Below are 14,229 nucleotides of genomic sequence, written 5' to 3' on the forward strand. Positions count from 1 at the left end.
ATAAAGGGAGGATTTAATGAAGAAATTTGTGGTGATCATATTATGTTTTCTAACAACTTTAATGACGGCTTGCGGCCAGACTGAAACCGAAATAAAGCGCGCAGCGGTTGATAATCAACAATTTACAATAGTTTCAGTAGATCGAGCAGACACTGCATCTTCAATAATTACAGTAAAACATCAAAAGACTGGATGTTATTTTGCACTAAGTACTTCTGATAGAAATACTGCAGGTCTCGGTTCATTAACACAAATTTACGACAATAAAGGGGCGCCTTTTTGTGAATAAAAGGAGATTTTATTGGAGAATGAAAAAGGCTGCTAGATCAGCAGCCACGACAAAAGTTTTATTAAGGATATTAATCCGATAAGTACACTTGAGTGAATCTTAAACCCAAACTTCTTTCCGCTTTGTTCATTCTGATAATTAAATTCCATATTACCAAACCCTCTCTGTATAAGTAGTTTTTTATCTCTCTACTACTAATACTGATTAGACGGCGAGTATTTATATCGGTTTGGCAGAGATAGAAACTGACGCTCCATCCTTAGATTAATCTTACTACATATCGATTGACCCGCAAACCCCGTATAAAAATAAATTTTAGGAGGAATTAAATGAACTATACTTTTGAGAAGAATAAATTGTATGACTATCTTGGTAAACATGTGGTTGATGCCTTTAAAAGACATGAGGTTTATGTAGCCGGTGGAGCAATCACAAGCCTGTTCACTAACAGAGAGATTAATGATATTGATGTGTACTTTCGAAACGAAGATTCCCTTGTAGAATTTATTGAAGAGGCGTGGGAGGATAGCGATTGGGTCAACGCTCTTACGAAGAAGTCAATTATGATCACAATGGGTAAAGAGAGAAATGTTCAACTGATTCACTTTAAATACTTCTCAGAGGCCAGTGATATCTTTAATGCATTTGACTTCACAGCTTGCATGGGGGCATTTGATTTTAAAACTGAAGATTTTGTGCTTCATGATAATTTTTTAAAAGACAATGCACAAAGGATGCTTAGATTCAATAAGAATACTGCTTTTCCTATAGTTTCATTGCTTCGTGTCCAGAAATACAAAGAGAAAGGATATACAATTTCTAAGCCAGAATTCATTCGAATCGCGCTTAAATGCATGGATCTGCAGATCAAAGATGCAGAGGATTTAAAAGAACATTTGGGCGGAATGTACGGAATCAATTATGACAAAATGATTCAGTTTGAGGAAGGCGAAGAGTTTAGCCTGGATAAAGTGATTGATAAAATAGCCGATTTATCGTTGCATGAGGATTATTTCAAAAAGCCAGAGGAAGTTAAATTTGAGTGTGTAGAAGACATTATTAAAGAGATTTCAAAAGAACCAGTTCAGATTACGCAAATTAATGGTTATGATTATCGTCTAACTAGAAAGGGAACGCTTCGGCATATTTCCGACTTGCCTAAAAAGTATACTGAATTTGATGGTAAAACATACATAGAAAATAAAAGGTTTTATAAGTTTGTAAATGGTGTTGGGGATGGCAAGTACAGCAGTCACTTTGACTCTGATTTTATTTATAAGATCGGCGAATTTGCAATCCCTAAAAACGATTATCTGTACTTCAACGAACAGAAGGAAATTAACGAATCTAATTACAGATACCAGGGGAAGCTTATCGAAGTCGTTATTCCGTATGAACATTTTGACCATAAGGAAGACGCCAAGGTTCATGCTAAAAAATGTTTTGTAGTAAGAGAAGTACCGCGAGAAGAGTATATGAACTGGATTCAGAACGATGATGATAAGTGTGAGACATTAAAACCAATATTTTAAGAAACAGATAAAAGAAGGCTTTTATCGAGTATTAGGAGCTTAAGTATGAATGACAAATGGTATCCAATTTGGATGGGTTTATTAATTAGCATTATTGTTTTCTTTGGAACATTTGCAGGAATTTATATAGAAAAAAATATGAATCGACGGACAGTGGCAGCATTTTTAATTTTAGTATGTCTTATTGTTACAACAGCTATATTTGTCGTTTTTTATAACTGAAACAATAAAATTTCATTTTTATTGGAGGTTGCCAAATGGGAACGGATCGTTCTGATTACATCATTATTGGCTGCGATGTTAAGCAGTTCGTAGACAAGATGGACGAAGAAGGAAAAGATAATTTTTACGATGGATATTATAGATGGAATCGCCGAAATGGAGAGATCGTTCATCTACCAGATAACAATAGTGGAAATTATGATTATTTTGGAGTAATAGTCGAGCACGATCCAGACGGATACGAAGGGCTCAGTCCATTTATTTATGAAGAGAACAGATATACAGAACACAAGGAAAAAGTAACCAAAGCAATTAAGGAAGTCTTCGATGTGGAATTGGAACCTAAATTGATCGTTTTAACTCATTGGCGATGAAAGCCGTATTTGAATTCACGCAACTTGATTACAGCTCGTTAGAAAATTGAAAGCTGGAAATTAGAAAAATAAAGCTTACACATAATAAATTCAAGGAGATACTAAATGACAAAATCTAAGAAAAGAATACTGTATCCGATTATTCATGAGAATAAATATTGGCAAAGTAGCTACAGAAATGGTGAAATTCATACATACAAAGGCAGCCTACTTTCATATTCGTACAACCATCCTTCCGAGCCGGTTATTGATAAAGAGACAAATATTGAATGGATTGATAATAAGGTTTTTGATGACATTTTGACATTTACAGGTTATGGAAGGGGAAGGTCTTCCGCCGTAATGCATTTTAGTGGGAGTACCGGAGCTGAGTACAATATGTTTTTAACGGATACAGAAGATTTGATTAAAGCAAAAGATATTGTTGACGGGAGGGTTAAAGCACAATGGACATTCTGTAAAAGGGGTAGAAACTATGGAATCCGTCTTGCCGACATTGAGCTCGGCAAATGAAAATCTTATTTTATAGGAGGATCTATGGGAGAAAATAAATTAACATTAATTAGCGCAGATGATTGGGAAGGACTTTATTATGATGGGATGCTAATATTTGAAGAGCACGAACTACAAAAAGAAGAATTGGTGAAGTTCATGAGGTCAGTCGGAACGTTGAATGTTGACTTCAAATCTTTAAATTATTTAGGGCTTCGCTGGATACGCGAGGTTGGAAGTTTGCCTGGCGACATTTCAGAAATCCCTAATGAGTATATCGAACAATAAAACCTGTATTTTAATTGAAAGCCCAATGCAATTCATGAGGTTTCATGAAGAGATTTTTGGTGACGAAATATCTTTACAGAAGAAATACACTACGCAATATATTGTGGACTAATTGCGTAGTGTAAGAGATGACTAATATCAATTTAGTATAAACTAGATAGTCTTCACGAACACGTCATATCTGGTATATTGCCCATTACTATAGACATCAATAACAGCATGTCCAGGCTGTAATCCTTGAATAAGCGAAGGTAAAGTTACACCGATTACGAAGGGATTTTCAACCACAAAAACAGTACCGTTAAATTGATGATATTGCCCAACGTTTATGACTAAATTTTGGTTTGCGTATGGGGCTACGGAAGCAGCACTGCTTACAGGGGCAGCAGACGCACTCACTGCTCCAAACAGCAAAGATACTCCTACTAATGATCCAATCGTTAAAGATTTCAACTTCATGATTAACTCCTCCTTTAATATGATATATAAACAATACCATATATAGGAATATATACCATGAACAATTAGACTCATAAAGACGTAAATTTATTGTTGTTATCTGGAGTAATATGTCATAGGGAGGGTGTAAAATAGCGAGATTAGGTGGACTAACATCAGAAGAAAAGGAAGTAGCCGATCACATTGTAGCGGCCTGGAATGGCTTTGTGAAAATGAGGCAGTCTCATCCCAATGATAAGACGGAGTTTCATTTTGGCATACATATATTACAAAAAACTCTGGGAATGAGAGTATTAAGAAGAGACTATCCTGATTATTGGATTGATAAGGGAGAATAAAATAAAGATTTCATTATCCGCCATAACCTGAAGGAGAGATAAGATGAGGAAGGCAATACAGTTTAGTGCAATCGTTTTAACGCTATCGGGCTGTTCCGCCGCCGCTGAGAGCAAAGCGAGTCAAAGAATTAAGATTGAAGACGCTGGCGACAGAGTTGTTATTATTACCGATACAGAAACTGGATGTCAGTATTTCGGATATGGAAAAAGTTCCAACGGCAAAGCACTAACCCCTCGTTTAAGAGAAGATGGTCGACAAGTCTGTAATCAATAAAATGAGAATTTTATCTTGAAGGAGCGACCTGATGGGGAAAGATATAGTAAGGATTGAATTAGTCCTTGAGAATTGCGAGTGTATAGAGGTTGATAGAAAATATATAAGCTCTCTACATATAGATGGTATTAAATCGTCCATTATCGCAAATAAAAACAGCATCGTAAAGTCGGATCATTGTAGTTACTTTTTCCTAGCGGCAAATAGGAACGGAAACGAATGTTACGGCGATTACGGAAACAGTCAAGGCACATATAAACGTTTAGGGGAAGGGGATATTACATCGGTTAACATTCTCTATGACAATCATACAGAAGAAACGTATTATACAGCATGGTCAGATGAATCAAATCAAGTAAACAAGTGGCAAGATTCATACATAAATCAGTTTGGAGACATATTTATAACTATTTGTGAAAGTAAAAGTATAGAAGATAATCATATCAAGAAAGACCTAAACGACCAGGACTATTTGAGCTACATGGGATATTGACTAATCATATGATAAGCAGCAAATAAATTCGTGATTTCATAGAAGAAGGAGGCGAATAAGCATTAACAAAATTATTCTTTATATTGACCAGAACGACAAGGTGCAATTAGAAGCAGAAGGCTTTAATAATTCACTTGAGGATTTAGAGGAGATTTTTCATATCCTGGCAAGCGGAACAAGAATGGTTGCTACCAAAGTAGAACAAATGAAATTGTAATTTTATTATTTCAGGAGTGATCAATTGAGATTAGGGACAAAAGGGAATCCGAGACATCTTTGTGGAATCAGTGGCGGAAAAGATTCAAGCGCCATGGCCATATATATAAAAAATAATTACCCTGAAATTTTTGAAAAACTAGAATTATTCTTTACTGATACCGGCTCAGAGTTACCTGAGATTTATGATATCCTCTCTAAATTAGAAACGTATTTAGGAAAGAAAATTCTTCGTTTGAAAGCAGATCCTAATACAGCCGCGAAATATAAAGTTGTTGACGGAGAAGATACAACTAATCCGTTTGAGGAAATACTGAAACGGTATAATGGATATTTACCAGCTCCCAATGCCCGTTGGTGCACAAGAACAATGAAACTTCGGCCTTTGGAAGAATGGATTGGAACTGATTATTGTATTAGCTATATTGGAATTAGGGCAGACGAAAACAGGGATGGTTATAATCAAAAGAGCAAAAATATTAATATAACTGCTAAATACTTATTTCAGACTGACGGACTTGTTTTAAGTGATATTTATAAAATACTTGAGGAAACTGTTGGGCTGCCCGAATATTATAAATGGCGCACACGTTCAGGATGTTATTTTTGTTTTTATCAGCGGCGGGTTGAATGGGCTATACTCAGTATTTTATATCCCGATTGGTTTGAGCGAGCAGAAGATTATGAGATACAGCACGCAGACGGACGATTTTATACCTGGGTGAAAGATAAGCCTTTAGATTATGTGAAGAATAATGCTATACATATAATCACTAGATACATAAAAAAACAATTTAAGAAAGCACAGAATAAAAAGCAATTTACTTATTCAGAAAATGAAATGATTGAGATGGTCCAAGAAAATAAATTAAAGCATTTATTAGATAGCTGGGATATGAAAAGACTACACGATATTGATGGTGAAAACAAAGAAGGTTGCACAGTTTGCGCAATTTAGGAGGACTTATATGGAATGGAAATTAATAAGCATTGATGGAGAGAGAATTACAGATGCTAATTGTCAATATGACTCTTTAGATTTGGCAACAATGTTGGAATCTGCAACAAAAGTAATAGTAGACTTCGATAAAAAGGAGACCACTGTTTTAAAGATGAAATAAATCCCAGTATCATCTTGTGATATATTTAGATAGTAAAGAAATCTAATTAACAAGGTGATATAGGATGAATTTTGAGGAACTTAAACACGCAATGACTCATCTTGGCACGTGGAAAAGAGATGGAAAACGCGCACCACATAAGTCCTTGCTAACACTGTATGCTTTGAGCGAACTATATAACAATAGAACAAAACTAATATCATACAACTCTATTCGGTCTGAATTTAAAAAGTTACTATTTAAGTATGGAAATTCCACTCATCCAGAATATCCCTATGTATATTTGATGAATGATGGATACTGGCGCTTAGACAGAGAGATAAATAAAAAATTCACCTTGAGAGAATTGAGCGATACAATGGGTGGATTTACTGAAGAGGTTTATTCATTATTGTTGAACAACAAAGATTATATAATAACACTAATAAAAATATTACTTGACTCTCAATTTCCCGAAACTCAGCATGAAGACATATTAAGTGATCTGTCTATTGAAGATATTATCGTTTCAACTAGGAAAAATAGAAGTGGTCTCTTCAGAAAAAATATTCTCATTGCATACGAGTTTAGATGTGCGGTTTGCGGATTTAATATTCAGATCGACCATTTTCATGTTGGAGTTGAGGCCGCGCATATCAAATGGCACAAATTTGGTGGACCGGATGTCGAGGAGAACGGATTGGCGCTATGTGCATTGCACCATAAACTTTTTGATTACGGAGTTTTTACACTTTCTAAAAACAATATCATACTAGTCTCAGCTATTGCTTTAGGACATGGTGAATCGACAAAAATGTTATTAGATTATCACGGAAGAGAAATTCATAAGGTGAACAATCCTAAGCATCGTCCTAATAAATTATTTGTTGAATGGCACAATGATGAAGTGTTTAAAAGACCGGAAAGATTTTTGGAGATAAAATAGGAATTTCATGAATAGAAAATGAAAGGAGACGCATGTTTGAATAAAGCTAAAATGAAATATATATCTAACCGGTTAGCATTTGAAAAAGAACAGCTCATTTGTTTACTTCCTGAAGAATTCAAAAAAACATTTAAAGATTTGTCCTATATCGCAGGAGGATGTATTTATTCCATATTTCAAAACCAGGAACCTAAGGATTTCGACTTTTTCCTCACAGACGAGACGTTCGCTATGAGTCTTAGAAGACATTTCATTGATAATGAGTCTGGCTACCACGGAAAAGATATCTCTGGAGGTACTTATCGTGGGTATCCCCTTACGATTACTGAAAATGCAATCTCAATCGGAAAATATCAAATTATTACGAGGTGGATAGGCCAGCCAGAAGAAGTCGTAAAGGAGTTCGATTTTAAGCATCTCCAATTTTATCATGCTGGAAATGAGATCGAAACATTGACCCAATTTGATTTTTTAGATAGCAAAGATTTGCGATATAACGAAGATCGGGCAAGAGATATTTGTGGAAGTGTTTTTAGAAGTAGCAAATTTGTAGCCAGAGGTATGAAAATTTCCCAAAAAGAAATGGCAAAAATGTTGCTTCGACTCAGAAATGTAGGGTTTAGTGAGAAAGAAGTAGAAACATTGATTGCCTGCAGGGAGAAATCTGAGACCGACCACTTTGGATCTTAGCAGGGAGGATCGATTAAGATTGAGTATGTCACAAATGTTTCCAGTATACTAGGAACATATGTTTGGGTATAATAAGTACACAAACATATAATCGAAGGTGAAGTATATGGTCGCCGCATCCTGTAACCATGAGGATTTAACCTGTATCAAAGAGGCAGCCTTAAATCCGATATTGCTTGATGTCTTAGAAAGAGATATCAAATTGATGATGGATTCAGAAATCAAGATGAAACAAATTTATGCCAGGAAACTGAAGCACATTCAGAACCTTATTAGCGCAGACTTTGTTGATACAAAGAAGGATCTGAAAAACCGAGGACTGAAAATTTATGAATATAAGCGCGACTCAAAAGGAGTATATGCTAAATTTTTGTGCCGTGGGTATCATCATGAATTTAGCATGCTGGGGGTGCTAATTAAAAGCGAAGTAGAATTAAGGCTTGCAGCCTATCTTGCCATGGATTTGAAGGATGATAAAACGGAACTATAGTGTCGATTTCTGCGATTACCCAAGCAATAAAATAACTATTTTATAAGGAGGTGATTGGCTGATCATGGGCATGGTGAAGTGTCAGTTTTGCCTAGTCAAAGGGGATAAAACCTTGATGGAAAAAGGAATACATAAAAGGGGATACATACATAAAAATTGCATTGTTGATTTTCACGATAATGAAAAGAAAAAAGCAGTCGACCAAGAACAGCGAAGAGAATTATACAGCTATTTATTATGCTTGCACAATGCAATAGAAATACCGGCGCGGAATCTCTTGAGATTGAAAGAAATAAAAGAAAACAAAAATATAGAATACAGTTTAATTTTAGAAGCTTATAAGTTAAGCGAAGATAAGATAAAATGGTTTATCTCAAATGTGCTTGATTACAAAAACGATTCGGAAGGAATTAACGCATGTATTACCATGATGCTGAAACATGGAATTAATCCGGCTTTTCAAGAGAGAAAAAATAAAGCCAAACAAGAGATATATCAAACAGAAATGTATGAGTCTAAAACAAGAGTCGATATGTCATTGGGAGATGTAGCAAGAACTAAAGTTAAAGACGAGATGGATATTTCTCACTTGTTATAAAGGAGCGATTTATTGAGCACAAAGCATATTACAGAATTTATTTCGCCTTCGGAAGTTCATGAGTCGCTATTTGTAGGTTATCTTTGGAAAACCCCGACGCTGTATTCGAAATATAAAATACATAAGATTGATAAAAATACATTCACCAGGCCAATATGGTACTTTTATTATTATGTTGGCAAAGAGATGTTTGAGAGTGGCTTGCGGAGTTTTGAAGATACATCTGTCTATTCGTTTCTTTCTTCAAAGCCAATAGAAAAGGGAAAGGGTGCATGGCTTGAAGTTTACAATGAGTACGGCGCATATGGCACCATAGCTGAGCTTATAGAAGAATGTAGTCCAGAGAAAGGTAACGAGGATTATCACCTTGCTGAAATTCAAAAATATGAAAGTCTGAGAAAGCTCCAAGACGAAGGCTTTATCAATGTCTTGAATCCAGAATTAATACATAAGTTAATAAGCATGTCATTGAGTCAACTGCAGACTTTTTATCAGACTAAATTTAAATCCTCATTTGCACAAATAAATGCAGGTGAAGTTGTTGAGTATTATTTAGGGGATAATCTAAGTGAAACTATTGAGGAGTTAAAAAAGGGCATCCAGACAGGTATCCCATTTTTTGATTCACCTCGGTTAAATAAAAAAATAAACGGGCTCAAGCTAGGTAATCTCAATTACTTGGTCTTGCCATCTGGAGTAGGTAAATCGAGTATCCTCACCGAAAAGGCCGTACTGGGCATTTATGAATCTGATGAAAAAGCTATTGTATTTGCAAACGAAGAAGGAATAAGACGTTGGAGATCAAGACTTCTGGCCACTGTTGCCTCCAGGATATTAAAGAAGCCTCTTGCAAGAGATGTTATTGAGAGAGGAACATTTACGGAGGAAGGGGAAGCAATTCTAAATGAAGCAAGAGGGTGGATCGAAAAACACAGAAAAGAGAACATTCTTTTCATCAATCTAAAAAAGTACAGAGTGCAGGATGTAATCGGTCGGATTGAGCTGTATCGCGCGCGCGGCTATAAACATATTTTCTTTGATACATTTAAACCAGATTTGTCCCAGCAAATAGAAAGGTGGCTCGCCTTCTCTAATTCAGCACAAGATCTGTATGATTGTATAAAAGAAGAGGCATATAATTGCCACTGCCTAGCTACTGTACAACTGAAAATTGGTAGAGAGTATAGATTTATTGATCTTGATTGCATTGGGAAATCTTTAGAAATCGTTGAGGTTGCGGCTGTTGTAATGGCCGGTAGACTGATGTTTGATGACGAATACAAAGAGGAGGGCCATAAAAACAAACTGTATCCTTACAACTGGAAAAAAGATGATTTTAGTGGCGAATGGATTCCAATACCATATCAACTAGACCCTAAAAAGAAGTATTTAATTCTGTTTCTTCCTAAAAATCGTGAAGGTTCGGAAGATGAACAGATTGTTTTTGAAGTTAATTACGATTTTAATATTTGGCGCGAAGTTGCATATGTAAAAGTTCCAAATAACGGCAGGTAGCATTCCCAATCGGGGGAGTTTAATGATAAATGATTTAATGCTGATTAAGAAGCGAATTATCGATGAAAGTCGTATTGAAGAAATACTGTCTAAAGCCGGTTGTGAAAACATAAAAGAAAAGAGTAATCGGTATGAATCAATGTTGCCTGATAAATTTAATTCTGACAATAGCCGTGGTTTACAGGTCTATCTAAACGAATCCCTGACGTGTAAGATCAGAAACAGGTCTTTTCTCGGTAGCGATATATTCGATCTCATTTCATACATTGTATTTGATAAAATCGAGGCTTTAGACATACATAAATGTCTGCCAAAGTCTAAAAGGTGGATCTGCGAACAATTAGGCTACCATGAATATTTGACTAGGGAACAGGTTGTAGTTTTTAATGACCCCTTGAAATGGCTGAAGGATATAAAGAAAGATAGAAGTAAATCATTTCTGGAAGTTAAAGAGAATAAAGTGCTTAGTGATGACTCTCTAGATCGATTTGTAATGCTCCCACACGCGACGCTTATTGAAGAGGGAATTAAGTATGATATACAGCAGGAGTTTCAAGTTGGCTTCGATCTAAAGTCGGAAAGAATTATATTTCCGATACACAACAGTTACGGAGAGATAGTATCAATTAAAGGACGAACGACAGACCCGAACTACAAAATAAAAGATATACCTAAATATTTATATTTGCATAATTTCAATAACATGTGGGAGCTTTATAACTGGCATCGGGCTTTATGGTATATCATTGAGTGTAAAGAGATAATTATATATGAAGCCGAAAAAACCTGTTGGCTATCTACACAATTTGGTGTAAGGAATTGTGTAGCTCTTGGTGGCAGTGAGGTAACCGATTACCAAGCAAGAATGATTAAATCGCTGGGCATCGATATAAAAATTATATTGGCTTTTGACCGGGATAAGAAACCCAAAGAGATTAAACTGCAAGCTCAGAAGTTTGGTAAGAGTCGTAGTATTTTTGTGATGTGGGACGGGAAAAGTGTCTTTACGGCTGAAGCAAAGCACTCACCAACGGATTTAGGTTTTCAGCCATTTATGGAACTCTATAAGGATCGTTATAACTATAGGATTAGTTAGATGCGAAAAAGGAAATATGCGTATTGACATTATAATAATAAAAGAATACAATAAAAATGTAAGAAGTTTTGTTAGGAATACATATGAAATATTGATTTTATTGTTTGACTATTGTTTACGAAAGGTGTTGAAGGTGTGCTTCGGGATAACTGTAAAAAAATGTGGAGAACATTGGTTGTTCCATTGTCAGTGCGACTATTGTGCAAGATGTGGACTCGTACCGGTTGAATCAGATATCACATGGTGTAAAAACTGTAGGCCCGAGTTATATAGTCAAATTAAGGACGGTGTACAAGTGGCGATAGATAGGATATGTGAAAAGTGGGGAAAGAAAACACACATCAAGTATTTTAGCAGATGGCTATGCGTTGAACATTCTCGGGAATATCTCAAAGAGCGAAAAGAAAAAGGTTTACTAGTCAATTAATTTGATATAACACAGAAATACATGGGAGGCCGGTATGGAACGATTAACGGAAGAAGTACAGATAGGATGCTTCACCAGCCTTAAAAATCACAAGAGCAAAGTTGGAGAATTTGGCACATATGAGTCATTTTACAATTATTCTCTGCAGTGACGCGTCTAAAACAATTTGAGGACGCAGCGGCCCCGCGCGCGATAGATGAATGGCACGAAGATGACAGCGCTGTGCTTTGGTGGTCATTCCCAATTGTTGAACCGCCGTATTGCGGGTCTCCGCTTGACACAGATTGGCCCGGCTATCACACGCACTGGACTCCACTTACTACCCCGGAGCAACCGGAAGTTTGAAGATAAACACAGAAATACATGGGAGGGTTTATATGTCTATTGAAGCACACAAATGTAACAAACAAGGATGCAAAGGCTTTGTAGTCTTCGAAAATGCCGACTTTGATCTTAGAGACGTACCAATGGATGAGAAATACAGATGCTACGCATTCGATAGACCACATTGTAGCGAATGCGGTAAAGAATTTTTGGTCGTGCCTCATTACATCGTCATAGAGGTCACGGACAAAGATTTTGGCGACTGGGAACAGATCGAATCCGCTTGTTACACCGAATACGAGCGTCGGCAGCGTGATTTAAGGATGTTGTCAGGCTGAGTATGAAAGCAAAAAATTAATAAAATGTAGGTTTTATAAGGAGGGACTTTGTGCTAGAAAAGGTACTTAGAATTTTTGGCTACTATAAAAAGGACAGTTGGGTTTTACGTTCTCTTGAGGAATTGATTGAAGCAAATACTTCGGCAATTGTTTCCATGGAAAAACACGCGGATACCGGCGAATTTTACAGTTATATTAAAGGTCGAAGATCCGGACTTCAGGATGCTCTTGCAATTATGGAGAACTATTACAGTAAAAAAATAAAAAAATAAATCCATTTTCGTTAAAGTACATACAAGGAAAGAGGGGACCCAATAATGGCTTTTATATTCATCGTTATTATTATTACAGTTGCGGCGTTTGTTTCCACTGATTGGCTTACCCACATCACTATGACAAAATCACATACAGATACATATGGATATGGAAGCTATACTCAGTTTGTGAAGCAGTTTGATAAATACGCATGGTCGCATGAAAGTTTTGGAAATGGTGAGAGCCTTTGGAATAGAGAATATAGTTGCGAATTTCATGCAAATATTATCAAGTTCGAATCAAAGGGTATGATTTTAAAATCGCCTTTCGCATTATATAGAGCAAAAAGATATGTAAAAAGGTATTGTAAAGAAACCTTGGGACTGATTAGATACATAAAATGGGAGTAGCTCAATTACTTATATTAAAAAAATCAAAAAAGTTACAAAAATACCAATCGACTTTACAATGTATGGAAACTGATGTAAGGTTTAGAAGAGTTCTTAAATCAACTTTCGGCCGAAGTTGTAAAAACAGGAGGTTGGAGTATGAAGCTTAAAAAAGTATTTAGTATTGTAGGTATTGGGACATTAGTAATTGCGAGCTCAGCAAATGCTGCTACACCATTAATTAATGCAGATCCAATATCGGTAGAAATAAATCAGAATGAAGTTCTTAAAAAATATAATGATTTTGTGAGTAGAAACAACTCTAATCTAGCAGCATTATTTGAAAATGAAGATGCAAAAAATTTCAATTTAGATAGAGTGAATGAAATAATAGAATCATATTACGCATCCCACAAAGATGAAGTGGAAGAGATTAAAAAGAATGTTGACTTCCTTGTTGATGCTCAGCAGACAACTTTAAAAGCTTCCGTAAAAGATAAAGAAGTTGATTTAATTAATTATATTCATCAAAGTAAGGACAAAGAAGGTTACAAGCTTATAACAAAACGATATGTTGAACCGTCATCCAAGTCTCTAATTGCAACTGAAAGTAATACGGGGAGAGAAGTTAACATATTGTTAACTAAAGAAGGCGGGATGTATATCGCCCAGTCTAACTACTCTGAGCCGTCTCAAAGCGCATATACGATTAGCCCTCAAGCAACAGAATATAGAAGTAATCGTATAGATATTGAAGCGCGCAATGCACTTGGACTTCAACAACTTACAATGTATACTAAAGGAGAGTTTTCCTTCGAAAGAGGCGTGAAAGCCAAAGCGACATATGGAGAAGGCGATTATGGTAGAACCTTTTGGGGTTCATCCATAAACGTAACCAATATGGAGTTTGGTAAATTCTATGAAGATCCGGAATCCGGATATGCGGAAGTTTACTCAAAAATGCATGTTGATAGTATGCTTGGCTTTAAAGGTTTGGGTTTAGTTCTCAACAGTGACACTGTTAGAATTCATGTTGGTTGCAGTTTAATTGGAGCTATCTCTGCAGGAATCAGAAGAAACTAAA

General features: G+C 35.9%; 21 protein-coding genes. 20 read left to right on the forward strand and 1 reads right to left on the reverse strand.

What is annotated here, in order from left to right:
* Positions 1-16: 16 nt before the first annotated feature.
* The 6 genes from HMPREF1207_RS29450 (at position 17) to HMPREF1207_RS25185 (ending at position 3,197) form a co-directional block, all read left to right on the forward strand.
* A complete protein-coding gene (locus tag HMPREF1207_RS29450; protein ID WP_138918123.1) occupies positions 17-289 on the forward strand; it encodes a hypothetical protein in 273 nt (90 codons plus the stop codon).
* Between the two features lie 329 nt (positions 290-618).
* Positions 619-1,821 carry a hypothetical protein gene (locus tag HMPREF1207_RS25170; protein ID WP_009671757.1) on the forward strand — a complete coding sequence of 401 codons (1,203 nt, stop codon included), beginning with the start codon at positions 619-621 and terminating at the stop codon, positions 1,819-1,821.
* A gap of 45 nt (positions 1,822-1,866) precedes the next feature.
* Entirely contained in the window at positions 1,867-2,043 is a 177-nt protein-coding gene (locus HMPREF1207_RS30015) for a hypothetical protein (protein WP_009671766.1), read from the forward strand.
* A gap of 35 nt (positions 2,044-2,078) precedes the next feature.
* Positions 2,079-2,417, forward strand: coding sequence for a hypothetical protein (locus tag HMPREF1207_RS25175; protein WP_009671759.1), 339 nt, complete (start codon positions 2,079-2,081; stop codon positions 2,415-2,417).
* A 105-nt stretch (positions 2,418-2,522) separates the two neighbouring features.
* Entirely contained in the window at positions 2,523-2,930 is a 408-nt protein-coding gene (locus HMPREF1207_RS25180) for a hypothetical protein (RefSeq protein ID WP_009671762.1), read from the forward strand.
* A gap of 24 nt (positions 2,931-2,954) precedes the next feature.
* Positions 2,955-3,197, forward strand: coding sequence for a hypothetical protein (locus tag HMPREF1207_RS25185; protein WP_009671749.1), 243 nt, complete (start codon positions 2,955-2,957; stop codon positions 3,195-3,197).
* Between the two features lie 153 nt (positions 3,198-3,350).
* Here the strand turns inward: HMPREF1207_RS25185 and HMPREF1207_RS25190 are convergent, their stop codons facing one another.
* Positions 3,351-3,656 (reverse strand): hypothetical protein, encoded by a 306-nt coding sequence (locus HMPREF1207_RS25190; protein WP_016424103.1) that lies wholly within the window; start codon positions 3,654-3,656, stop codon positions 3,351-3,353.
* A 381-nt stretch (positions 3,657-4,037) separates the two neighbouring features.
* On the opposite strand from HMPREF1207_RS25190, the gene HMPREF1207_RS25195 reads away from it, so the two are divergent.
* The 14 genes from HMPREF1207_RS25195 to HMPREF1207_RS25255 all read left to right on the forward strand — a co-directional run bounded on the left by HMPREF1207_RS25195 (position 4,038) and on the right by HMPREF1207_RS25255 (position 14,228).
* Positions 4,038-4,268, forward strand: a complete 231-nt coding sequence (locus HMPREF1207_RS25195; RefSeq protein WP_016424104.1) for a DUF6440 family protein — start codon at positions 4,038-4,040, stop codon at positions 4,266-4,268.
* A gap of 31 nt (positions 4,269-4,299) precedes the next feature.
* Positions 4,300-4,761: a hypothetical protein gene (locus tag HMPREF1207_RS25200; RefSeq protein WP_016424105.1), complete on the forward strand. Its 462-nt coding sequence runs from the start codon at positions 4,300-4,302 to the stop codon at positions 4,759-4,761.
* Between the two features lie 241 nt (positions 4,762-5,002).
* The gene (locus tag HMPREF1207_RS25205) at positions 5,003-5,935 is read left to right on the forward strand and encodes a phosphoadenosine phosphosulfate reductase domain-containing protein (protein ID WP_016424106.1); all 933 of its coding nucleotides are present in this window, start codon (positions 5,003-5,005) and stop codon (positions 5,933-5,935) included.
* A gap of 10 nt (positions 5,936-5,945) precedes the next feature.
* Positions 5,946-6,098 carry a hypothetical protein gene (locus HMPREF1207_RS29455; protein WP_016424107.1) on the forward strand — a complete coding sequence of 51 codons (153 nt, stop codon included), beginning with the start codon at positions 5,946-5,948 and terminating at the stop codon, positions 6,096-6,098.
* 64 nt (positions 6,099-6,162) lie between these two features.
* On the forward strand, positions 6,163-7,023 hold the full coding sequence (locus HMPREF1207_RS25210) for a phosphorothioated DNA-binding restriction endonuclease (protein WP_009671754.1): 861 nt from the start codon (positions 6,163-6,165) through the stop codon (positions 7,021-7,023).
* Between the two features lie 36 nt (positions 7,024-7,059).
* The gene (locus HMPREF1207_RS25215) at positions 7,060-7,713 is read left to right on the forward strand and encodes a hypothetical protein (protein ID WP_009671751.1); all 654 of its coding nucleotides are present in this window, start codon (positions 7,060-7,062) and stop codon (positions 7,711-7,713) included.
* 106 nt (positions 7,714-7,819) lie between these two features.
* Positions 7,820-8,203 carry a hypothetical protein gene (locus HMPREF1207_RS25220; protein WP_016424108.1) on the forward strand — a complete coding sequence of 128 codons (384 nt, stop codon included), beginning with the start codon at positions 7,820-7,822 and terminating at the stop codon, positions 8,201-8,203.
* A gap of 64 nt (positions 8,204-8,267) precedes the next feature.
* A complete protein-coding gene (locus HMPREF1207_RS25225) occupies positions 8,268-8,801 on the forward strand; it encodes a hypothetical protein (protein ID WP_016424109.1) in 534 nt (177 codons plus the stop codon).
* A 12-nt stretch (positions 8,802-8,813) separates the two neighbouring features.
* Positions 8,814-10,316, forward strand: coding sequence for a hypothetical protein (locus HMPREF1207_RS25230; RefSeq protein WP_016424110.1), 1,503 nt, complete (start codon positions 8,814-8,816; stop codon positions 10,314-10,316).
* A gap of 22 nt (positions 10,317-10,338) precedes the next feature.
* Complete coding sequence (locus HMPREF1207_RS25235) at positions 10,339-11,412, forward strand: hypothetical protein (RefSeq protein WP_016424111.1); 1,074 nt, start codon at positions 10,339-10,341, stop codon at positions 11,410-11,412.
* Between the two features lie 804 nt (positions 11,413-12,216).
* The gene (locus HMPREF1207_RS25240) at positions 12,217-12,501 is read left to right on the forward strand and encodes a hypothetical protein (protein ID WP_016424113.1); all 285 of its coding nucleotides are present in this window, start codon (positions 12,217-12,219) and stop codon (positions 12,499-12,501) included.
* A gap of 50 nt (positions 12,502-12,551) precedes the next feature.
* Complete coding sequence (locus HMPREF1207_RS25245; protein ID WP_009673674.1) at positions 12,552-12,773, forward strand: hypothetical protein; 222 nt, start codon at positions 12,552-12,554, stop codon at positions 12,771-12,773.
* Positions 12,774-12,818: 45 nt separating this feature from the next.
* Complete coding sequence (locus HMPREF1207_RS25250) at positions 12,819-13,166, forward strand: hypothetical protein (RefSeq protein ID WP_009673579.1); 348 nt, start codon at positions 12,819-12,821, stop codon at positions 13,164-13,166.
* 138 nt (positions 13,167-13,304) lie between these two features.
* Entirely contained in the window at positions 13,305-14,228 is a 924-nt protein-coding gene (locus HMPREF1207_RS25255; protein WP_009673831.1) for a hypothetical protein, read from the forward strand.
* Position 14,229 lies beyond the last annotated feature (1 nt).

The sequence above is a fragment of the Paenibacillus sp. HGH0039 genome (genome assembly GCF_000411255.1).
Lineage (GTDB): Bacteria > Bacillota > Bacilli > Paenibacillales > NBRC-103111 > Paenibacillus_F.